The 21,005-nt window shown below is 35.6% G+C and carries 19 protein-coding genes and 4 tRNA genes; 9 read left to right on the top strand and 14 right to left on the bottom strand.

Annotation, left to right across the window (positions count from 1 at the left end; all coding sequences use genetic code 11):
• Positions 1–15: 15 nt before the first annotated feature.
• From ODR02_RS04045 to ODR02_RS04005, 9 genes are all read right to left on the bottom strand, one after another.
• Entirely contained in the window at positions 16–804 is a 789-nt protein-coding gene (locus ODR02_RS04045) for a T9SS type A sorting domain-containing protein (RefSeq protein WP_309511672.1), read from the bottom strand.
• Between the two features lie 224 nt (positions 805–1,028).
• Positions 1,029–1,802 carry a T9SS type A sorting domain-containing protein gene (locus ODR02_RS04040; protein WP_309511671.1) on the bottom strand — a complete coding sequence of 258 codons (774 nt, stop codon included), beginning with the start codon at positions 1,800–1,802 and terminating at the stop codon, positions 1,029–1,031.
• 290 nt (positions 1,803–2,092) lie between these two features.
• Positions 2,093–2,164, bottom strand: a tRNA-Glu gene (locus tag ODR02_RS04035).
• Positions 2,165–2,227: 63 nt separating this feature from the next.
• Positions 2,228–2,299, bottom strand: a tRNA-Glu gene (locus ODR02_RS04030).
• 81 nt (positions 2,300–2,380) lie between these two features.
• Positions 2,381–2,452, bottom strand: a tRNA-Glu gene (locus tag ODR02_RS04025).
• Positions 2,453–2,462: 10 nt separating this feature from the next.
• On the bottom strand, positions 2,463–2,717 hold the full coding sequence (rpsT, locus tag ODR02_RS04020; protein ID WP_002983073.1) for a 30S ribosomal protein S20: 255 nt from the start codon (positions 2,715–2,717) through the stop codon (positions 2,463–2,465).
• 66 nt (positions 2,718–2,783) lie between these two features.
• Positions 2,784–3,104: a hypothetical protein gene (locus ODR02_RS04015; RefSeq protein WP_105683297.1), complete on the bottom strand. Its 321-nt coding sequence runs from the start codon at positions 3,102–3,104 to the stop codon at positions 2,784–2,786.
• A gap of 348 nt (positions 3,105–3,452) precedes the next feature.
• Positions 3,453–3,524 (bottom strand) — tRNA-Glu (locus ODR02_RS04010).
• A 59-nt stretch (positions 3,525–3,583) separates the two neighbouring features.
• Positions 3,584–4,870, bottom strand: a complete 1,287-nt coding sequence (locus ODR02_RS04005) for an N-acetylmuramoyl-L-alanine amidase family protein (protein WP_309511670.1) — start codon at positions 4,868–4,870, stop codon at positions 3,584–3,586.
• Positions 4,871–4,923: 53 nt separating this feature from the next.
• Here ODR02_RS04005 and ODR02_RS04000 point away from each other — a divergent pair, with 53 nt between their 5' ends.
• The 3 genes from ODR02_RS04000 to ODR02_RS03990 all read left to right on the top strand — a co-directional run bounded on the left by ODR02_RS04000 (position 4,924) and on the right by ODR02_RS03990 (position 8,486).
• Positions 4,924–7,509, top strand: a complete 2,586-nt coding sequence (locus tag ODR02_RS04000) for a putative LPS assembly protein LptD (RefSeq protein WP_309511669.1) — start codon at positions 4,924–4,926, stop codon at positions 7,507–7,509.
• Between the two features lie 141 nt (positions 7,510–7,650).
• Positions 7,651–8,031 (top strand): RidA family protein, encoded by a 381-nt coding sequence (locus ODR02_RS03995; RefSeq protein ID WP_034694591.1) that lies wholly within the window; start codon positions 7,651–7,653, stop codon positions 8,029–8,031.
• Positions 8,031–8,486 carry a hypothetical protein gene (locus ODR02_RS03990; RefSeq protein ID WP_209786190.1) on the top strand — a complete coding sequence of 152 codons (456 nt, stop codon included), beginning with the start codon at positions 8,031–8,033 and terminating at the stop codon, positions 8,484–8,486. Before ODR02_RS03995 ends, ODR02_RS03990 begins: the two co-directional genes overlap by 1 nt.
• 68 nt (positions 8,487–8,554) lie before the next feature.
• Here the strand turns inward: ODR02_RS03990 and ODR02_RS03985 are convergent, their stop codons facing one another.
• On the bottom strand, positions 8,555–10,084 hold the full coding sequence (locus ODR02_RS03985; protein WP_309511668.1) for a trypsin-like peptidase domain-containing protein: 1,530 nt from the start codon (positions 10,082–10,084) through the stop codon (positions 8,555–8,557).
• Between the two features lie 362 nt (positions 10,085–10,446).
• On the opposite strand from ODR02_RS03985, the gene trhO reads away from it, so the two are divergent.
• Together trhO and ODR02_RS03975 are read left to right on the top strand one after the other, a co-directional pair.
• Complete coding sequence (trhO, locus tag ODR02_RS03980) at positions 10,447–11,808, top strand: oxygen-dependent tRNA uridine(34) hydroxylase TrhO (protein WP_209786188.1); 1,362 nt, start codon at positions 10,447–10,449, stop codon at positions 11,806–11,808.
• Between the two features lie 71 nt (positions 11,809–11,879).
• The gene (locus ODR02_RS03975) at positions 11,880–12,455 is read left to right on the top strand and encodes a 5-formyltetrahydrofolate cyclo-ligase (protein WP_309511667.1); all 576 of its coding nucleotides are present in this window, start codon (positions 11,880–11,882) and stop codon (positions 12,453–12,455) included.
• On the opposite strand, the gene ODR02_RS03970 is transcribed toward ODR02_RS03975, so the two are convergent.
• Both ODR02_RS03970 and ODR02_RS03965 read right to left on the bottom strand, forming a co-directional pair.
• The gene (locus tag ODR02_RS03970) at positions 12,404–12,985 is read right to left on the bottom strand and encodes a hypothetical protein (RefSeq protein WP_309511666.1); all 582 of its coding nucleotides are present in this window, start codon (positions 12,983–12,985) and stop codon (positions 12,404–12,406) included. The two genes, ODR02_RS03975 and ODR02_RS03970, sit on opposite strands and share 52 nt — an antisense overlap.
• Positions 12,969–14,150, bottom strand: coding sequence for a hypothetical protein (locus ODR02_RS03965; RefSeq protein WP_309511665.1), 1,182 nt, complete (start codon positions 14,148–14,150; stop codon positions 12,969–12,971). The genes ODR02_RS03970 and ODR02_RS03965 overlap by 17 nt, the downstream gene beginning before the upstream one ends.
• 183 nt (positions 14,151–14,333) lie before the next feature.
• On the opposite strand from ODR02_RS03965, the gene ODR02_RS03960 reads away from it, so the two are divergent.
• Positions 14,334–14,663 (top strand): hypothetical protein, encoded by a 330-nt coding sequence (locus tag ODR02_RS03960; RefSeq protein WP_034694620.1) that lies wholly within the window; start codon positions 14,334–14,336, stop codon positions 14,661–14,663.
• Positions 14,664–14,780: 117 nt separating this feature from the next.
• Here the strand turns inward: ODR02_RS03960 and ODR02_RS03955 are convergent, their stop codons facing one another.
• On the bottom strand, positions 14,781–15,548 hold the full coding sequence (locus ODR02_RS03955; protein ID WP_309511664.1) for a TrmH family RNA methyltransferase: 768 nt from the start codon (positions 15,546–15,548) through the stop codon (positions 14,781–14,783).
• A gap of 145 nt (positions 15,549–15,693) precedes the next feature.
• On the bottom strand, positions 15,694–17,199 hold the full coding sequence (gene rmuC / locus ODR02_RS03950; RefSeq protein ID WP_209786184.1) for a DNA recombination protein RmuC: 1,506 nt from the start codon (positions 17,197–17,199) through the stop codon (positions 15,694–15,696).
• 182 nt (positions 17,200–17,381) lie between these two features.
• Between rmuC and ODR02_RS03945 the strand changes: the two genes are divergently transcribed.
• The 3 genes from ODR02_RS03945 to ODR02_RS03935 all read left to right on the top strand — a co-directional run bounded on the left by ODR02_RS03945 (position 17,382) and on the right by ODR02_RS03935 (position 21,002).
• Entirely contained in the window at positions 17,382–18,056 is a 675-nt protein-coding gene (locus tag ODR02_RS03945) for a response regulator transcription factor (protein ID WP_209786183.1), read from the top strand.
• 2 nt (positions 18,057–18,058) lie between these two features.
• On the top strand, positions 18,059–19,420 hold the full coding sequence (locus ODR02_RS03940; RefSeq protein ID WP_209786182.1) for a sensor histidine kinase: 1,362 nt from the start codon (positions 18,059–18,061) through the stop codon (positions 19,418–19,420).
• 307 nt (positions 19,421–19,727) lie between these two features.
• The gene (locus tag ODR02_RS03935) at positions 19,728–21,002 is read left to right on the top strand and encodes a TolC family protein (RefSeq protein ID WP_245169790.1); all 1,275 of its coding nucleotides are present in this window, start codon (positions 19,728–19,730) and stop codon (positions 21,000–21,002) included.
• Positions 21,003–21,005 lie beyond the last annotated feature (3 nt).

Raw genomic sequence — 21,005 nt, 5'->3', positions numbered from 1 at the left:
TTGTTATGTATTTTTTTATTTAACGATCACTTTTTTAGAATATGTTTTTCCCTCTTTAGTGGTAATATTCATGATGTATACTCCTTGTGGCTGTTTTGTTTCAAATGTATTTGAGGTCAGCTTAGAACGGAATACTTCTTTTCCTGATGTATTCGTTAGAGTAACCTCTGAACCTTCAGCAGAAACATTTTTGTCAAGAGTGAATTGCCCGTTCTGGCTGTGAGCCATGAAATTGATGAATGGATCTTTGTACTGATAAGCATAGTATACTCTAAGCTCACCGCCAATATTCAATAACCCTGAATTCACATTGATTTTGATACGGTCAAAAGGAATGTTCATGTTAAGTTCAATTTCAGCTTTGCTCGGATCTCCGGCTCCCAGGTTGATCAGAGTATTGGTAAGACTTTGGTAGTCGTTGTTGGAAACATCTCCGTTAAATGTTTCAATAGTTACACCTCCCAATACCTGAGCAGATAATGGAGTTCCATTGGAACCAATTCCAACCACAAGCTTATTGGTGTTGTTCGCGATATTGGTCGTTGGGAAGATCAATGTCTGTTCCGTTCTTGCCAAAAGACCTACTGAAACCTGAATGGTGGAGTAATCACTTTCGTTACTTCCTAAAGCATTTTCAGGATTCAATACACCACAGCCTAAGCATACTCCAAGTACCTGATTGGTTTGGCTGCTTGCATAGGTTTTTACAATCTGTGCAAAAGACATTGTGCTTGTTAAAAATAGGAATGACGCCAAAACTGCAGCTTTCATCGTGCGTTGGCTAAGTAATAAATAAGTTTTCATATGTTGGAAAATTTTGGGTTTTAGCTTTTTGTAAATTTATAAATAAAATGATTATGTTGCTTATTTTATTTCATATTTCTGTGATTTGTTAATGATTTGTTGATATTTGTGGTTGTGAATTTGTTTTTATTTAATGATAGATATTTTTGTATTTCTCTGAAAATGAAGACAAAAAATACGGCAGACCTAAAAAGACTGCCGTATTTATTTTATTGCTTATTGAATTATTTGATTAAAATTTTTCTGGAGTATGTTTTCCCTTCTTTGGTTTTTACATTCATGATATAAATACCGTCTGATTGTCTGGATTCAAAAGTATTTGATTTCAATGTAGAACGGAATACTTCTTTTCCTGATGTATTATATAGTGTAACCTCTGAGCCTTCCAAAGCTACGTTTCCTCCAAGAGTTACCTGTCCGTTTAAGCTGTGGGCCAAAATGTTTGCCAATGGATCCTGATAAGCATAATAAATTCTGAATCCGCCGCCAAGACTTAGTACTCCTCCTGTTAAGCCTATTCTTATCCCATCATAAGGCTTTGTTGGTTTGAATTCTACGGTACCTCTGTTCGGCGTGGCTCCCAGTTTAAGAAGGCTGACATCAATGGTTCTGCGGTCGTCATTAGAGGTTCCTCCGTTCATTGTTTCAAGAGTTACTCCGCTTAATAGTTGCACAGATAAAGGAATATTGTCTGTACCGATTCCTACAACCAGTCTTGTGTCTGATCTTAGGTCAGGGAAAATCAGTGTCTGCTGAATTCCTCCCAATAGAGCTGTTCCCAATACCATTGTTGAATAATCATCTTCGTCATATCCTACAGCATTAAGTGGATTATCTATACGACATCCCAGGCAGGCTACTCCGAATACACCCGAGCTTTGGGCATGGGCGTAAATTCTGTTTTGTGCAAAAAACATTGTGCTGGCTGAAAATAGAAATAAAGCCATCAGCCCGGCTTTGAAAGAGAATGGATTCCCCGAAAGTAAATTGAATTTCATGTTATATATTTTAAAATGAATAGTTTTATTCAAATTTAAGGATTAGTGGAATAATGAGAAAGCAATATTTCCATTATTGGTGATATTTTTAATGAAATTTAATATGACTGTAGAGTAGAGTATAAACAGTTTAGTAAATGGGAAGCTTTATTCAGGAAAAAGATTGTTTTATCCGGTAGTAATCCGTATAATCAATTGGTGAGAATGCTTAAAACGTTGGTGTTTTTGGAAAGGAAGTGCCAGAATGCATATGCAGAAACGAAAAAAGGACTTTCTAAAAAGTCCTTTTGTAGCCCGTAGGGGAATCGAACCCCTCTTACCAGAATGAAAATCTGAGGTCCTAACCGATAGACGAACGGGCCCTCTATCTTCCATTACCGAAGTAATGTGCTAGTTTTTGTTTTTATAAGTATCAACTCTTATTGTAGCCCGTAGGGGAATCGAACCCCTCTTACCAGAATGAAAATCTGAGGTCCTAACCGATAGACGAACGGGCCGGTTAGATGTATTTTGTTATAGCTTTTCTACTGTGATCTTTATAAAACCACCGTTATTACAGTGGTTTTATAAGATGTAAGTAGCCCGTAGGGGAATCGAACCCCTCTTACCAGAATGAAAATCTGAGGTCCTAACCGATAGACGAACGGGCCAGCTATATTATTACGCTAATTTATTAACGTGCTTTGTTAATTTGCTTTTCAAGTTAGCTGCTTTGTTCTTGTGGATAATATTTTTCTTAGCTAATTTATCCAATAAAGCGATAACTTTTGGCAATTGTTCTGTAGCAGCAGCTTTGTTCTCTTCATTTCTTAAAGCTTTTAAAGCTGTTCTAGCAGTCTTGTGGTAATATCTGTTACGAAGTCTTCTAGTTTCGTTTTGTCTGATTCTTTTTAGTGCTGATTTATGATTTGCCATATCGTTTAAATGTGAGTGCAAAACTATAAACTTTTTTTTAAACTACCAAATTTATTTTCAAAAATTTTAATTTTCTTCTGAGAGGTACTTTCTAAGTTTATTTATTGCTTGTTCTATTTTTAAATTTTCTTGTTCTTTTTCTAATTTTTTGATCGTATTTCCTAGCATGATCAGTGCATTATTCCATTCTCCAGTGGTGTTGGTGAAAGTAAGTTCGTCAATTGTTACTTCAAAAGCAACCCTTTCTCCAGTCCTGTAAAGTCTGAAACTGATTTTATCATCTCTGCCTGTAATCCCGCCTTCATTGATTTGTAAATCATAACTTTTTGGGTTAGAGTGGATTTTCTTAAAAAGCAATTTAGCTTCTTGTATTTTTAAATCCGGCATGATATAAAATTTGATAGCCTGTAGAAAACTACAAACAATGATTTATCAATAATATTTTTCATCAGTGTGACCATATTTGGGTGACCAACTATGGCTAAAATTTTTGCAAATATAATGCTTTTGTAACATATAACATAGGCAGAATGCTTTTTTCAAATAAAAGTAAACTCCTTTTTAATATAATGACAGTAATTATCAGAGTGTCAGTATGCTAAAAATCCCTGTCCTTTTCATTAATAATATAATGACAAAATTTGAAAGGTACTCCAAGCTGTTAAAATTTAAAAAATAAGAACAGAAGAGCCCATAAAAAAACCTTTAACTGATCAGCTAAAGGTTTATAAGTTGTAGCCTATAGGGGAATCGAACCCCTGTTGCAAGAATGAAAATCTTGAGTCCTGACCACTAGACGAATAGGCCAAATTTTGAGGTTGCAAAAGTAATCATTAACTTTTTAACTTCAAAATTATTTTTTTAAATTATTTGTAGACTTTCTGTATCACAGTATTTTTGACACCTTTAGCTTCAAGTTCTTTTTGAAGTTTTACAGCATCTTCTAAGGTGTATACTTTTCCATACGTGTAATAAAATATACCACTGTCCTTATTTCGCTCCACATCTTTTAAATTCTGAAGGATATAAGAATTACCATTCAGCTTATCACCGGAATATACTTCTATTGTATAATATCCCATGCTGATTCTCTGGTTAGGCATAAATCCTACCGCAAAAGCATTTCTGAAGCCTGCATCCTTGGCCGTTTTAAGATTGATGTCTTTCACGGAAGCCATATTGGTTACAGCGTAATAGTACTTATATTGTCCGTTTTCCTTAAGGGTAAGAATATAGTTCAGTCCTTTCAGTGCTGGATCATTTTCATTGTATTTAGTAGGTGAACTCATTAAGAGAATTCTGAAATCATTTTTCAAAGGAACTTCTGCCGGCTTTTCAGGTTCAGGTTTTCTGACAGCAATAGAACCTCCGGATTTTCTGTCAATAGCTTTTTTATAATCAATAATGGCATTGTAGATACTTTCCGCAATTTCACTCTGTCCTTTGTCTGATGCAATGTAGTGGCTTTCCTCAGGATGATTGATGAACCCTGTTTCTATCAGTACAGATGGCATGGCGTTCATACGGAGAACGTGAAGGTTCTTCTGGAATACACCTCTTGAAGATCTTTTATCTTTATTCACAAAGTTATCTTCTACCAATCCTCCCAAAAGAAGACTTGACTCCAGATATTTACTTTGTTGAAGCTTCAGGGCAATTAATGATTCTGGTGAATCCGGATTATACGACCCGAATGTCTGCTTATCTTTTTCGTCCAGAAAGATCACGTCATTTTCTCTTTTAGCAACCTCCAGGTTTTCATTATTCTGGTTAGGTCCCTGTACATATGTTTCAGTACCATATGCTGTAGGTCTTTGAGAAGAATTACAGTGAATAGATACAAAAAGATCTGCCTTACTCCTGTTGGCCAGATTGGTTCTGTCCGACAGAGAAGGATATTCGTCAATTTTTCGGGTATATATTACTTTGAAGTCTCTGTTTTTCTCCAACATTGCCCCTACTTTTAACGTAATGGAAAGTGTAATGTCTTTTTCTGCGACTCTTCCAATGTCAGAATAAGTCCTGTTGGCTCCATGATCACTTCCTCCGTGACCCGCATCCAGAACGATAGTAAACTTCTTTTGGGAGAAAATAAAGTTGCTGGTAAGGATAAGGAGAAATGATAAAATTATTTTAAAATTTTGTTTGTACATCTTACAGTTATAAAAATTATATTAATTTTGAGCCTTAATTATATAGTATAAAATTGGCCAAAACCGTCTTCAAAAATATATTACAAATTTTAATTATCCTAATTTTTAACAATTTTTTAGCACAGAAAACTCCTGAAAAATTGCCTAAAAATGCGGTTAATGATACTATTTCCAAAAAGGATACCATAGTTGTAAAAAAAGAATCTTTAAATGATGTTCTTCGTACCAAAGCGGATGATCAGAGAAGAGATGTCCCGAAAAAAATGACATTCCTGAATAAAAATGCTCAGGTAAAATATCAGGATATGCAGATTGATGCAGACTATATCTCTATTGATGATAATAAAAGTCTGATCTATGCCAGAGGAAAACAGGACTCTTTAGGGAAGATTATTGAACCTGTAATTACCACTCAGGCAGGAAAAAAATATGAAACCAACGAATTCAGTTATAATACAAAAACGAAACAGGCCATTGCTTTCAATGCAAGAACAGAAGAAAGTGAAGGGGTAATTATAGCTCAGAAAACAAAAAAATATAATGATTCCGTATTCGCGATGAGAAAAGCGGATTATACAACGGATGATTATTTCATTAAGAAAAAAGATACGGCAGCGGATTATTTTATGAGAGCTTATAATATTAAGCTGATTAAAACCAAGAATAAATCCCAGATCGTTACAGGTCCTATTCAAATGTTTATTGAGCAGGTTCCTACACCGCTTTATCTTCCTTTTGCCATTTTGCCGTTCTCGGATAAAAGAGCAGCGGGTATCCTGATCCCAAGTTTCGGGGAAAGGGAAGATGTAGGTTTCTTCCTGAATGGAATAGGATATTACCAACCCATTGGAGAACACTTCGATCTTAAAGTTTTAGCTGATATCTATACAAAAGGAAGCTGGAATTTACGTCCTCAGATGAACTATCAGAAGAAATACCGTTACTCCGGAAACTTTACGGCAGACATCGGTACCATGGTAAGAGGAATTAAAGGACTGGATGATTATACCAAAAACAGTACATACAGAATAAACTGGACGCATTCTCAGGATTCTAAAGCTAATCCTTTCCTTACATTCAGTGCTTCAGTAGATATTGTAAGTACCAAGTTTTATAATAATCCGCTTAATAACAACTACATTTTCAACCAGAATGTATTGAATACCCAGCAGAACTCTACGGTAACCCTTACCAAGAGATTCCTGAAACTTCCGATGACGATTACAGGAACTGCTTCTTATTCTCAAAACTTTGCAACGGGATTGGCAGACCTTCGTCTTCCGCAAATGAACGTAGCCATCAACCAGTTTTATCTGTTTAAATCAAGAACAGGAATCAGACAGGGACTTCTTGAAAATATTACAGTAAATACCGGATTCAACCTTACCAATTTCGTAAACACTCAGGAAAATGAGCTGTTTAAAAAAGAAATGTGGGATAAGATGCAGACAGGGCTTAAAAATAACATCGCTTTAGCAACCAATACAACATTGGCGAAATATTTCACTTTCAGTTTAAGTGCGAATATTGATAACGCTTTGACTACAAAAACGCTGAACAGATATTATGATCCCGTAAAAAATGTAACCGTTGACGAGATCAATAAAAACTTTACAGGATATTCTACCTTCTCTACTTCTGCCAGTCTTCAGACAACGCTTTTCGGAATGATGAAATTCAAAAAAGGATCTACAGTGGAAGCGGTGAGACATATGATGACTCCAAGTGTGAGCTTTACTTATTCACCGGACTTTTCAAGTCCTAACTTCGGATATTACAAGAATTATTACAATGCCAACGGAGCACTGACCCCTTATTCTATTTTTGAAAAAGGGATCATCTCAAGTCCGTCAAGTGGTATGCAGGGAGCTTTAGGTTTCAATATCGGTAACAATATTGAGATGAAAGTAAAGTCTAAGAGTGATTCTACAGGAGTGAAAAAAGTCAAAATTTTTGAATCTTTAAACTTTGCAGGAAGCTACAACTTTGCCGCTAAAGATCATCCGTGGTCCGTATTTTCAATCAATGGACAGTCTTCTTTTTTCAACAATAAACTTACGGTAAATACCAGTCTGGCACTGGAACCTTATAAAATTGACTTCTCATCAGGACAGGATACAGGAATAAGAACAGAACAGTTCGGGCATTTCAGTGTACAGGGATTCAACGTTCAGTTGTCTTATCCTTTAAGCAGCGAAATTTTTGGAGAGAAGAAAGATTATGCTAAAAAGTATTCGTCCAAAGGAGAAGTCAGAAATGAAAATTATTATTTTGATGATGATCATTATGCTCACTTTGATCAGGCATGGACTTTGAATATTAGTGCCAATTATGCCTACTCAAAAGGATTAAGCAGGTTTGGTAATAAAATTGCATCTTTAGGTTTGGATGGTAGTATTAAACTTACCCCTTACTGGAATATCAACGGAAGTACGCATTATGATATGGTGACTAAAGAATTGGCGTATACAAGAATTGGTTTTTCAAGAGATCAGCGAAGTTTTACCATCAATTTCAACTGGGTTCCTTTCGGGCAGTATAAAGTATATGACTTCTTTATCGGGATCAAAGCCAATATCTTAAGTGATGCATTGAAGTACAAAGACAGAAGCTTTACCCAGCCTAATGCACCTTTCTAATATCAGATTGGCATTTGAGAATATAAATTTTATATTTGCAAGCAAAATAAATTCTAATGAAGTCACTGCTAACGAGATTTTCTTTTTAATGAATACTGTAGATGTGACTGCCTATAACTTTAGAAAAAATAATATCCACATATGAAACAAATAATCAACACAGTTAATGCACCTGCAGCTATCGGACCTTATTCACAAGCTAATATGGCAAATGGAGTTTTATATATCTCCGGACAGATTCCTGTAGATCCTGCAACTGGTAAATTGGTAGAAGGAATTGAAAAGGAAACGCACCAGGTAATGAAAAACCTTGAAGCGATCCTTACTGAAGCAGGTATGACTTTTAAAAATGTTGTAAAAGCTACCATCTTCCTTAAGAGTATGGATGATTTTGCTGTAATGAATGATATCTATGCTTCTTACTTAGATTCAGAAAGCTACCCGGCCCGTGAAACCGTACAGGTTTCTTGCCTGCCTAAAAATGTGGATATCGAAATTTCTATGATTGCACATCAGGATTAATGAATTTTATAAGAAATACAATTGCGGTTCTGGTAGGTCTTGGTATTGCCGGACTTATTATTACTCTTGGTATAAGGGTGTTTCCGCAATGGGTAACTTTTGAGGCTTTTGCTCCGTTTGAGCACTGGCAAAGGTTTCTTTTCAGCATGAAAGATGACAAGGCATTTTTCGGCTTCCTGTTGTTTATTTCCGGTCTGGGAACTACAATTGGAGGAGTCGCAACAGCTATTATTGTAAAATATGCTAAAGTAGCCTATGCTATTCTGATCGGATTCATTATGCTCTTTATCGCAATGCTGGATGTTATTATTTTTCCTTATCATCCCACATTTTATAAGATCTCTATTTTCCTTACATTTTTTCCGTTTTCCTGGATTGGAGGTAAGATTGTAGAAGTGATTTATGAGCGGAACAGGAAGAAAATAATTTCTGAAAAAATGAATAAGCCTAAATAAAATATAAAAAAACGCTGCAGATTTCTGCAGCGTTTTTTTGTTGATATGAAAACCAATTTGTTTTCTGATTAAGGCATTTTAAATCCTTTCGTATAAATTCTTCCGTAGTCATCCACAAATTTTACCTGTACATTCCCCTGATATTTCTCCAGAGTCTTTTCTACATCTTTTTGTGAATTTACTGGTTTGCCATTTACTTCAATGATGATGTAGTTGTCAACGATCCCGATTTTAGCCATTTCGCTGCCTTCAGATACATTTTTCGCTACAACACCACTGTTCAGTCCATATTCTGTTTTGAAACGCTCTGTAAGAGGATCAAATTCAGCTCCGATTTTTTCAGTCACACTTAGGTCGGCTTTCGTTCTGGTAGAAGTTCCTCCTTTCTGGTCTCTAAGTGTTACAGAAGTAGTTCCTTCTTTACCATTTCTTACATAAGTCACCTGTACTTTATCTCCAGGACGCTTGCTTCCGATGGACATTGAAAGATCAGCAAAATCTGTGATGTCGTAGTTGTCTACTTTGGTGATTATATCTCCTTTTTTCAATCCTGCATCTTCAGCACCACTGTTTTCACCAAATCCTGTAATATAGATTCCTGAACCTACTTTTAGAGTTGTTTTAAACTGTTTGTTGTATGAAGTTACCAATTGATCATTTGAAAGATCTAAAGACTGAACTCCAAGGAATCCTCTCTGTACAATTCCGAATTTCTTGATATCCTCAACAATTTTTCTTGCCAGATTGGCAGGAACAGCAAATCCGTATCCCTGGTAATATCCTGTAGTAGACTGAATCGCTGAGTTGATCCCGATAAGTTCCCCATTCGTATTCACCAAAGCTCCTCCTGAGTTACCCGGATTAATGGCTGCATCGGTTTGAATGAAACTTTCAATAGGATTCGTTGCTTTTCCCTGGCTTCCCAGAATTCCGATACCTCTTCCTTTAGCAGAAACAATACCAGCGGTTACGGTAGAATTTAATCCCAATGGATTTCCTACTGCCAGTACCCATTGTCCTACATCAATATTGTCTGAGTTTGCAAAATTTAAATAAGGAAGACCTTTTTCTTCAATCTTTAATAAAGAGATATCCGTATTAGGGTCTGTTCCCACCAATGTTGCAATATATGATTTCTTGTTGCTCAACACTACTTCCAGCTTATTAGCACCTGCTACAACGTGGTTATTGGAAATGATATAACCGTCTGGAGAGATAATTACACCGGAACCCATTCCTGATGGCATATTTTCAGGAGTCTGCTGTTGCTTCTGTCTTTGCTGGCCTCTTCCTCCGAAAGGATCTCCAAAGAAAAAGTCGAACAAGTCCTGTTCTGAAGCCCTGCTTGCTGTTCTGCTTTGGTAATTCTTAATGGTAACTACAGCGGGAACGGTTGTTTTCGCTGCTTTTACAAAATCATCACCTACAGCTCCTGTATTCATTCCTGCGAATGAAGTATTAGGTGCAGCGGTTGTAAAATAAGATTGATCTCCATTATTGGAGTTGTGTCCGAAATAATGTAAACCTCCAACGGTAGTAGCTCCGGAAATGACTCCAACTACTGCAAATGGTAATAGTTTTTTTAAAGTACTCTTCATTGTATATCTTTCTTGTTTATTAATTAATTTCTTTTTTATGTTTTTGAGTAAACAAATTTAATGTTAAATAAGTAAGCAATTAGTATGCTATGTTTCAATTTTAACTAAAATTTAACGGCTATTATATCAATTTGTGTCTTATGTCATAATTGTTAATGCCAGAGTTAACAAAACTTAAAAAAAAATTAAAGAAAATATGACAGAATGTTGGTTAAAATATGCTGGATTTTTTACTCTTTTATTACGCATTGTTTACTTCTGATCACGGATTGTTCACAACTCGTGATTTCTGTCATCAATATACTTAATTCTAAAATTCTTATCTTTGCAAAAATTTTATTCTCACTTAAAATGTTTATAGCATGCAACTGTATAACACCTTAAGCGCAGAAGAAAGAGCTCAACTTATTGATGAAGCCGGTAAAGACCGTCTTACTTTGTCTTTCTATGCGTATGCCAAAATCGAAGACCCCAAAAAATTTCGCGACGAATTATTTATAGCCTGGAATGCCCTTGACGCCCTTGGCCGTATTTATGTTGCAACAGAAGGAATCAATGCTCAGATGAGTGTTCCTGCAGACCAGTTTGAGGCTTTTCGAGATACGCTGGAAGTGTATGACTTCATGAAAGGAATCCGTTTGAACGTAGCGGTAGACCAGGACAATTACTCTTTTTTAAAATTAACCATAAAAGTCAGAAACAAAATTGTTGCTGACGGTTTGAATGACGAGACTTTTGATGTTACCAACAAAGGAATTCACTTAAAAGCTCAGGAATTCAACAATCTCCTTGAAGATCCAAATACTATCGTAGTAGACTTCAGAAATCACTACGAAAGTGAAGTAGGACATTTTGAAGGAGCTATTACTCCGGATGTGGAAAACTTCAGAGAAAGTTTACCAATTATTAATGAGCAGTTACAGGATTTTAAAGAAGATAAAAACCTGTTGATGTACTGTACCGGAGGAATCCGTTGTGAAAAAGCCAGTGCTTACTTCAAACATCAAGGGTTTAAAAATGTTTATCAATTAGAAGGCGGAATTATTGAATATACCCGCCAGATCAAAGAAGAAGGAATAGAAAGTAAGTTTATCGGTAAAAACTTTGTATTTGACCACCGTTTGGGAGAAAGGATTACTGATGATATCATTGCCCAGTGCCACCAGTGTGGAAAACCTTGTGATAATCATACCAACTGTGCGAATGATGCTTGTCATCTATTGTTTATCCAGTGTGATGACTGTAAAGCAGCCATGGAAAACTGCTGTTCCACAGAATGTCTGGATACGGTACATTTACCTTGGGACGAGCAGCTAAAATTAAGAAAAGGACTGCAGGTTGGGAATAAAGTATTCAGAAAAGGAAAATCTGATGCCTTGAAATTCAAAAATTCAGGGGATTTAACTGATAAACCTTTAGCGAAAGCTGAAACAAAAAATATCCGTCAAAAGATTGCTGTTAAAAAAGAATTGATCGGGAAGGCTGAACATTACTTCTCAAAATCAAAAATTGCACAGTTCTTAATTGAACATAAAGACTTGTCAGTTGGAGATAAAGTATTAATTTCAGGTCCTACCACTGGGGAGCAGGAAGTTACTATTACTGAAATCTATGCGAACGGAGGTCCTTGTGAAACAGCAAAAATTGGAGATCAGATTACCTTCGAGCTTCCATTTAGAGTTCGTTTATCTGATAAACTGTACAGAATTGTGCAAAACGCATAATCCGGAATAAGCGATAAAGCTGCAAAAGCTTGTCAGGTACAAATTATTTCAGTTCAAATAACTTAATAATTATGCTAAAAGCTGAGCTTAGAAAAAAATACACTCAAAAAAGAAAAGCCTTGTCTCCTGATGAGGCTTTCTTGTTATCAGAGAATATTTTTGAAAATTTCATTCATTATTTCAATCCAAAAGAATCGGAAAAAGTACATGTTTTTGTTCCAATTCCGGTAAGAAAGGAAATTGATACCCAAATCTTCATACACTATTTTCTGGCTCATAATATCCGTGTTTATGTGCCTAAAATTGTAGGTGATCAGCTTATTACTATAGAAGTTTTTGAAGAAACGGTCTTTGAGACCAATAGTTGGGGGATTTCTGAGCCTGTTTCCAATGAAGATTCCGGTGAGAATGCATTTGATTATGTGATTACACCTTTGTTGTATTGTGACAAAAAAGGAAATAGGGTAGGATATGGCAAAGGGTTTTATGATGGATTGTTTCAAAATGTGTCCGCTGAGACCAAAAAAATCGGAGTCAATTATTTTGACCCCGATGAATATGTGGATGATGTCTGGGAAAATGATATTCCCCTGGACTATTTGGTTACTCCTACTAAAGTACTGTCATTCTTAAGCGGTTTGGAATAAAAATCTAAAAAGTAAAACTTAAATTCTTTTTTAAGCTTGGACGTTGAAAGCAGGATGTATTGTGCGTTCTTTTCAAAGCTTCCCAAAGACTTGTTTTTATTGTCAAAGTACTCCACATTGAACTTGGCGTAGTCTAAGGTGTCCTTTTTATAGAATTCTTTATACACATTCAGGCTGCTGACCTTTGCTGATTTTGCTTTCAGGCTGTCCAGTTCCTTCAATAATCTTTTAAAAGTCAGAGAATCCGGTTTATGGAAATAACTTTCCATCTGTGAGTAAATAACCGTATCTATTTCTGTATTTCTGTTTCCGCTAAGGTATAGGGTAGACAGATCCAGGAGTTCCTGAACTTTTTGTTTAGTAATGGAATTGATTGCCTGCATGCTATCCATTTGTACCGCAGGATAGCTTTTTTCATTGTTGCTGTTTCGTAGTTTATCGAGGTCGCTTACCTCTGAGGTTTTATTATTACAGGCAATAAATAATGTCAGAAGCACGGTGAAAATTAAAAAATTACTTATTCTTTTCATCTGTGGTAGCAATTTTAAATTTGATGGATACAATCTTACCTTTGTTATCCTTTTTCATTTCTATTACATTCAGGTTTTTCAGAGAAGTGGTAGGCGTGGTTACCAGTGTTATATATTTCTGCTTATTCAGGCTTTCTATACCATACGTATCATTGTCATAAACCTGGTAGATTACAGCATTATTACTGATCAGGTTTTCCAGCTGATTTCTTTTCTGCTTAATAAGAGCAACCTGTTCATCAGGATTTCCTCCTTTAATGTCTTTTATAGAGAAATAATAAACGGCCATCTTATAATCATCCGGTTTTAGCTCGATTTTTTCTTCTTCCGGAGCATTTTCAAGATTTCGATTTACCTCCTGAGGCTCGTAGAAAGGAGCGCTGATTCGCATTTTTAGATTTTTATCCTTCGTAGAATAATAAAAACACTCGCCCGGCTTTATTTTATACATCAACGGAGACTCATTTTCTTTCACCACCATTATTTCCAATGTATTGATAACGGAAACTCCTCTGTCTTTATCAATGAAACAATATTTGTAAGTTTTTGAAAAAAGTACATCCTTAAATCCTAAAAGACCGGTAATGGTAATCAAAACGGAAGTAACAAGTGCCCAGGCATTCTTTTTGAAGAAATTTTTCTTAAGCGGAACCGATGAAATTTCAATTTCATTAGTTGTTGTGTTGTTTTTTGTAACGTTTTGATTATCAGTATTTGATTTTTGTAAATCAGTGTTTTGTGGGGTGTTTATTTCGGGTTTTTTAGGCTGAATTTCTGTTTTTGGAAGTTCAGGTGCCGAAGAAACTGTTTTTTCTAGTTCATTGATTTCTTCTTCCTCCAGATTTTCATTTTCCAGTAATAATTCACCGGCAAAAAGATGTTGTTTTTTGAATTCATACCACGAGTCATAACCTGTATAAATACTCAATAAATTGAGCATATCTATTCTTGGCAATTTAGTAACAGGTGAAGTTTTAAAATAGGTGTAAAATGACTTTTCACTGATGTTACCTTTTGCTTTTTTCCGCAGGTCTTCCTGGAAATATATAATATCTATACCCTTCCACTTGGAGATATCATCCTGTGAAGGGGTATATTCTTTTAAGTATTGACCCTGAACTTCCTTTTTTAGCTGTTCAAAGTGTAATAGATCTAAATCTGTCAATTTTTCAAAAAGTAATTAAATTGTTGATTATCAGCTATGTTTTTTTGTAAAACTATTTTACAAAGGTATTACAATTATTTTTCATAGACAAATTTTCTAACTGCTCTACCTTTGTCTTGTTCAAATAACAGAACAGAAGAAAATTTTATAAAACAATATTAACAAAATTAAATTTAATTTATTATGAAAAAGTCATTATTCGTAGCTGCTATCGCTGCAATCTCTCTAGTTGCTTGTAAAAAAACTGAAGCTACTGCTACTGAAGGTACAACTGATTCTGCTGCTGCTACTGTAGCTGATTCTGCTGCTGTAGTTTCTGATTCAGCTGCTAAAGTTGTTGATTCTGCTGCAACTACTGCTGTAGAAGCTACTAAAGATGCTGCTGCTGCTACTACTGCTGCTGGTGCTGAAGTTGCTAAAGATGCTGCTAAAGGTGCTGCTGACGCTGCTAAAGGAGCTGCTGATGCTGCTAAAGGAGCTGCTGATGCTGCTAAAGATGCTGCTAAGAAATAATTCTAGCATACGCTTAACAATAAAAGAACCGTTTCACCCAGTGAAACGGTTTTTTTGTGCTTAGTCATTGCGAGCCAAAGGCGAAGCAATCTCATTTTATAAAAAGTTATATAGGATTTATCCTTTCTTCTGTTTCAAAGATTCATAGCAGGTAATCGCTACTGCATTGCTCAGGTTAAGAGAATCAATACTTCCGGCCATAGGAATCAGCGTGTTTTTTCCTTTTCCAATCCAGAAATCACTTAATCCCGAATGTTCTGTACCGAATAATACCGCCGAACGTTGTCTGAAATCTCTTTTATAAAGGTCTTCAGCACTTTCATCCATGAGTGTAGTGTAGATATTGAAACTATTCTTTTGCAGGAATTCCAATGTTTCTTCATTTTCAGCCTGATATACTTCCATTCCAAAAAGACATCCTACACTGGATCTGATTACATTAGGGTTGTAGAAATCGGTTTTCCCATCAGCAACAATCAATGCATCTACTCCAAATGCTTCACAGCTTCTTAAAATAGCACCAAGATTTCCTGGTTTTTCCACTCCTTCCACAATAATTACTGTAGAATTTTCTTTAGGAATAAATGAAGAAAGTGGCGTTTCTTTGGCGTGGTAGATCCCGATAATCCCTTCAGAACTTCCTCTGTACGCTATTTTTTCATATACTTTTTCACTTACATAATGAATTTTTCCACCGGGAAGGGTTCCTTTAAAAATATTTTCACAGATAAAGAACTCCATCGGTTCAAAATCATACTGCATGGCTCTTTCATTTTCCTGTTGGCCTTCTACTACAAAAACTTTTGATTTTTTACGAAATCTGTTGTCAGTAAGGAGCTTAGTGACATTTTTTATTTTATCGTTTTGAAAACTTTCTATCAACATTCCGCAAAATTATGCAAAATTTATGATTGAACTTCCCTGGTTTTCATAAAAAGGCTTTTCCATTTAACTTCAAATGAAATTTATTTTTCTTTTTACACAAAACTTAAATCTGAACTTTCTGTGGTAAGCGACTTCTTTATGAGGATTAGCTGTCTGACGGTTCAATAAGATTACTATTATCGATAAGACTTTGAGGCAGTTCTTTTTTGTTTTTAATTCCTAATGACTTCAGCTTTTGAGTTTGGGTAATGAGATTGTCATTTCCGGTGTGAAGTTGTTTGTAGGCATCATTATATACATTCTTTGCCTGATCCAGATTTCGCCCTACTTTTTCCAGGTTTTCCACAAAACCTACAAATTTGTCATACAGTCTTGCTCCGCGATCAGCAATTTCTATAGAATTTCTATTCTGATATTCACGTTTCCAAAGATCAGCGATCAGTTTAAGAGAAGTGATCAGATTGCTTGGATTAAGCAGAAGTATTCTTTTTTCATAAGCATAGTTCCATAGATTATGATCAGCCTGCATGGCTGCAATATAGGCTGGTTCACTAGGAATAAACATCATGACGAAATCCATAGACTTGTCGTAGTCGTCATAAGCTTTTTGACTTAGCTGTGAAATGTGTTTTTTGATAGATCCAAGATGCTGGCTCAGCTTTATGGCATACACGTCCGGATCGGTTTCGTCTACCAAATCTGTAAAGGCAGTCAGGGATACTTTGGAATCAATGATGACATTTCTTTCATCCGGATATTTTATCACTGCATCGGGGCGCATTTTTTTTCCGGAGAATTCGGAGAATAAAGCGTTATTGTCTTCATCGCGTAATTCATGTTCCAGAAAATATTCTCTTCCTTTTACCAGCCCGGATTTTTCAAGAATGCTTTCAAGGATCATCTCACCCCAGTTTCCCTGAGTTTTGCTTTCTCCTTTCAGAGCGCGGGTAAGTTTTTTGGCATCATCAGAAATCTGTTGGTTCAGTTCTGCCAGTTCCTTCACTTTTTCAGCGAGGGAGAATCGTTCTTTATTTTCCTTTTCGTAGGCCTCGTTGACTTTATTTTTTAAATCAGCAATTTTCTCCTGAAAAGGCTCCAGAATGTTTTTTAAATTATTCTGATTTAAAGTGGTGAATTTCTCTGTTTTTTCTTCTAAAATTTTGTTCGCAAGGTTTTCAAACTGAAGTTTTGATTCTTCCTGGATCTTGATAATTTCTTCTTTCTGAGTGTCAAGAGATTTTTGGAGAACTTCATTTTTTGCTGAAAGTTCGGAGTTTTTTGCAAAAATAGACTGCTTTTCAAGAATATGGGTTTCTATCTGCGAAGCTTGTCTTTGATTGGTTTGTTTTAATTCCTGAAACTGAGTGCTTAAAGAAGCATATTCGGCAGAAATTTTAGAAAATTCATTTTTCAAATCATCCAAATGGTCCTGCTGTAGGATATTGGCTTCCTTCTCTTTATTGATATTTTGATTAAGTTCCTGAATCTTAAGATTGGAATTTTCAAGATCAGACTGGTTTTTAATAGATAAGGTATTCAGCTCGTCATAAGAACTCCTTGAAACCATTGATGATTTCAGTGCAAAATATAATATAACAGCGCCCAGTACACCACCGGCAACCAACCCAATAATTAAATATATCATCTCCATCTTCCAAAATTATGAAAAAAGGCTGGAAGCTGCATGGACAATAATAGGTGTTTGTTCTACTATTTTAAAAGATGGATGAAATGCCTGAGACTATTTGATAAAGCTTCATTACTTCTCTCTTCCAGCCTCCGGCTTCCTTTCTTAATTAGAATACCTATATTTATAGGAAATTTCAGAGACTTATGAATATTTTGTTGGTAGAAGATGATCAAAGAATCAGCAATTTCCTGATAAAAGGCCTTTCCGAGGCTGGATATAATACGACGCTTGCAGATTCCGGGGAAAAGGCTCGTGAACTTCTTCATACCTATGATTTCGATATTATTTTAATGGATATCATGCTTCCCGGACTGGATGGGATGCAGCTTACCCAGATTATCAGATTTAAAGGAAATTATACTCCGATTTTAGTTTTAAGTGCATTGAACAGTCCGGATGACAAGATCAAAATGCTGGATATGGGTGCGGATGATTATTTATCTAAACCTTTCCATTTTGAAGAACTGATTTCAAGGATTAAAGCTTTAACAAGACGCAATAAACTGAGCTATCAGAAAGAAGACCAGTATCTGTCATGTGGAAATATCACCATTGATACAGACCTTCATAAGGTTACCCAGAATGATAAGGAAATTGAGTTTTCTCCTACAGAATACAAGCTTTTCACTTTCCTTATGGAGAATAAAAATAAAGTGCTGAGCAGAACCCAGATCTTACATAAAGTGTGGGGAATTGATTTTGATAATACAACGAATGTAGTAGACGTTTATATTTCCTACGTGCGTAATAAGATTGACGAAACAGAACAGAAAATAATCCATACGGTGAAAGGAACCGGCTATTTGATTAAAGACTGAAAATGACTCTCAGAAACAGGTTTACCCTTATTTCAAGCCTTTCGTTCGGCATTGTTTCTATCATCACATCTGCGGTGATATTCTTTGCTTATTATGACAGTACCAAGATTTTTTATTTTGAAAAGCTTAGAAATACGGCTCTTATTTCTGCTATTTATTACCTTGAAAAAGATGAGCTTCCAAAAGACCGTCATGCTCAGATCAAAAAAGAATATAATCACCTGATTCAGAATAACAGGGTAGCGGTTTACAATCAGCATAACGAAGTTACCTTTGGACATAATGTGAATGATAAAAATATAAAGCTTTCTCATCTGCAGGCTGTCCGAAATAATAAAGGAATTCAGTTTATGTCTGATAATCAATTCTACTATGGAATTTTTTATCCGGATAATCAAGGTGATTTCGTGGTTTTTGTAAAATCATCAAACGATTCTTTTCAATCACAGATATTGAGGCTTGCCATTATTATGCTTTCTGTACTGGTAGTGGGTTTGCTGGCAATTTACTTTCTGAGCAGGTATCTTTCTAAGGTGGTTTATAAACCTATTTCCAATGTTGTAGAACGTATTAATAAAGTGGATTACAATAATATTTCTACGGCAATTACTTCTACCAATACCAATGATGAAATTGAAGATCTTATAAAATCTTACAATAAACTGTTGGGAAGGATTTCTGAAAATGTTCTCTTACAGCAGAATTTTATTAATTATGTTTCTCATGAGTTTAAAACTCCGCTGGCAGCAATTTCCGGAAACCTGGAAGTCTTTGCCCAAAAGGATAGAACTCCGGAAGAATATAGAGAAGTGGCAAAAGAATCATTAGATCATGTTTATGAGATTGAAAATATTTTAAACAATCTTCTGCTGATGTCCGGAATGTCTAAACTGGAATCTTCTCATAAACTGATGAGAGTGGATGAGCTGATCTGGAAAATCTATGAGAAATTAGAACCGAAAGCAAAAGAAAACAATTCATCCATTAAAATACAGCTTCAGGTAACAAAACCTGCTTTGTTGGAATTTCCGGGAAATGAAACTCTGCTATATTTGGCATTATATAATATTGTTGAAAATGCGATCAAGTATTCTTATGATAAACCTGTAGTGATTGTATTATCAGAGAAAAACAGCCAGTTGTATATTGAAGTAAGAGATGAAGGAAGGGGAATTCCAGCGGATGATCTTATGAAAATAGCTGAGACTTTTTACAGGGGAAAAAATGTAGACACAGTGAAAGGCAGTGGAATTGGTTTATCCCTTTCTAAAAGTATTTTTGATCATCATCATATTGCAATGAAAATTGATTCCGTTGTAAATGTTGGGACCAGTGTTCTTCTTGAATTTCCAGCTCATTCTTGATTTTTTCTCCCACAGATTTTCCAGATCTCGCAAATTGATAATTTTAGATTCATTTTAAATCTTAAAAATCTGTGTCATCCGTGAAATCTGTGAGAGATTTGAATATTCAATAGGAGCGGTTTTTAACCCACTTACAAAATGCATTCAAAATCCTTCGGCTTCAGCCAAAACATATTAATTCAACACACTTCCCAGGAATAAAAAAAGTTCTAATCAAACTCTAATGTTGAACTAACCGAATTCTAATTTTCTTTACAATTCCCTCTAATATTAGACAAATAGCTTTGTAGTCATAAATAAAAGACCCTTGAAGAAGCTATTTTTTACCCTATTTTATATTCATTGTTTCAGTTTCTTTTCAGCGCAGATTTCAGATACTATGAAAATCAGCAGAAAGGAGGCTGAAACTATTTTTCTGGCTAAAAACCTCGACCTCATTGCACAGAAGCTTGAAATTTCCCAAGCTGAAGCAAGAGCGGTTCAGGCTAAATACTGGCCTAATCCTACATTGAGCATCAGTGAAGTAAACCTATGGAGAACGTATGATATTGAAGAGCAGCCGGCGCTGATCGGAAATTGGGGAAAGAATACCCAAATCTCTGCAGAGATAGAGCAGGTGATTCAGACAGCAGGTAAAAGACGAAAAAATATCGAGCTGCAGAAAATAGAAGTGGAAGGCGAGAAGTACGAATTGCAGGAAGTTTTACGTGAGCTTAAAAAAACACTTAGAAATACCATTACCGAAATTCTTTACAATCAGGAACAGCAGAAAATTTATCAGGGACAGATTGCTTCCATTGAGAAACTAACAAAATCCTATAACAATCAACTGAATTTGGGCAACATCAGTAAAGCTGAATATGTCCGCCTAAAAGCACAGGAAATTGAATTTAAAAAGAAACTGATTTCATTAAAACAGGAAATCGAGGATCAGCAGGTAGAGCTTAAAGCTTTATTGATGCTGCCTTCCCAGTCTTATCTGGTTATATCGGATTCATTTGTGATGCCCGAAAAACAACTTTCCGAATTAGAGGTTGCCCAATGGATGGAAAAAGCAAAAGAAAACCGTCCTGATATCATGATTTCAAGGAATAAAGAAAAGCATGCGGCTAAAAATCTGGAGATTCAAAATGCTATGAAAACTCCCGATGTCGCCGTTTCTATTGGCTATGACCGCGGAGGAAATATCATGAAAGATTTTATAGGATTAGGTGTCTCTATGGATCTTCCCATTTTCGACCGCAATAAAGGAAATATTCAGGAAGCGAGGCTTGAAATTGAGAAAAGTAAACTTGAGACCCGTAAAAACATGCTGAAGTCTGAGAATGAAATTGTCTCTGTTTTCAGAAACTATATCCGTACCCAACAGGTTTCAGAAGAAATTGATGAAAATTATGAATCTACACTTGATGGCTTGCTGGTAAGTCATGAGAAAAATTTCAGACTAAGAAATATCAGCATGCTGGAATACATGGATTTTCTGGATACCTACATCGGAAATAAAATGATCATTCTGGATACTAAAAAAGAACTTAATCAATACTACGAAAACCTGCAGTATGTTGTAGGACAAGATTTATAAGAT

It is taken from the genome of Chryseobacterium sp. CFS2 (assembly GCF_036543225.1).
GTDB lineage: Bacteria > Bacteroidota > Bacteroidia > Flavobacteriales > Weeksellaceae > Chryseobacterium > Chryseobacterium culicis_A.
Note: the sequence above shows the minus strand (reverse complement) of the source record. Positions and strands in the feature narration are given on the sequence as shown.

Bases quoted from the DNA above. Each gene is read 5' to 3' on its own strand.
- ODR02_RS04045 (WP_309511672.1), bottom strand. From the start codon at position 804: ATGAAAACTTATTTATTACTTAGCCAACGCACGATGAAAGCTGCAGTT.
- ODR02_RS04040 (WP_309511671.1), bottom strand. From the start codon at position 1,802: ATGAAATTCAATTTACTTTCGGGGAATCCATTCTCTTTCAAAGCCGGG.
- rpsT (WP_002983073.1), bottom strand. From the start codon at position 2,717: ATGGCAAATCATAAATCAGCACTAAAAAGAATCAGACAAAACGAAACT.
- ODR02_RS04015 (WP_105683297.1), bottom strand. From the start codon at position 3,104: ATGCCGGATTTAAAAATACAAGAAGCTAAATTGCTTTTTAAGAAAATC.
- ODR02_RS04005 (WP_309511670.1), bottom strand. From the start codon at position 4,870: ATGTACAAACAAAATTTTAAAATAATTTTATCATTTCTCCTTATCCTT.
- ODR02_RS03995 (WP_034694591.1), top strand. From the start codon at position 7,651: ATGAAACAAATAATCAACACAGTTAATGCACCTGCAGCTATCGGACCT.
- ODR02_RS03990 (WP_209786190.1), top strand. From the start codon at position 8,031: ATGAATTTTATAAGAAATACAATTGCGGTTCTGGTAGGTCTTGGTATT.
- ODR02_RS03985 (WP_309511668.1), bottom strand. From the start codon at position 10,084: ATGAAGAGTACTTTAAAAAAACTATTACCATTTGCAGTAGTTGGAGTC.
- trhO (WP_209786188.1), top strand. From the start codon at position 10,447: ATGCAACTGTATAACACCTTAAGCGCAGAAGAAAGAGCTCAACTTATT.
- ODR02_RS03975 (WP_309511667.1), top strand. From the start codon at position 11,880: ATGCTAAAAGCTGAGCTTAGAAAAAAATACACTCAAAAAAGAAAAGCC.
- ODR02_RS03970 (WP_309511666.1), bottom strand. From the start codon at position 12,985: ATGAAAAGAATAAGTAATTTTTTAATTTTCACCGTGCTTCTGACATTA.
- ODR02_RS03960 (WP_034694620.1), top strand. From the start codon at position 14,334: ATGAAAAAGTCATTATTCGTAGCTGCTATCGCTGCAATCTCTCTAGTT.
- ODR02_RS03955 (WP_309511664.1), bottom strand. From the start codon at position 15,548: ATGTTGATAGAAAGTTTTCAAAACGATAAAATAAAAAATGTCACTAAG.
- rmuC (WP_209786184.1), bottom strand. From the start codon at position 17,199: ATGGAGATGATATATTTAATTATTGGGTTGGTTGCCGGTGGTGTACTG.
- ODR02_RS03945 (WP_209786183.1), top strand. From the start codon at position 17,382: ATGAATATTTTGTTGGTAGAAGATGATCAAAGAATCAGCAATTTCCTG.
- ODR02_RS03940 (WP_209786182.1), top strand. From the start codon at position 18,059: ATGACTCTCAGAAACAGGTTTACCCTTATTTCAAGCCTTTCGTTCGGC.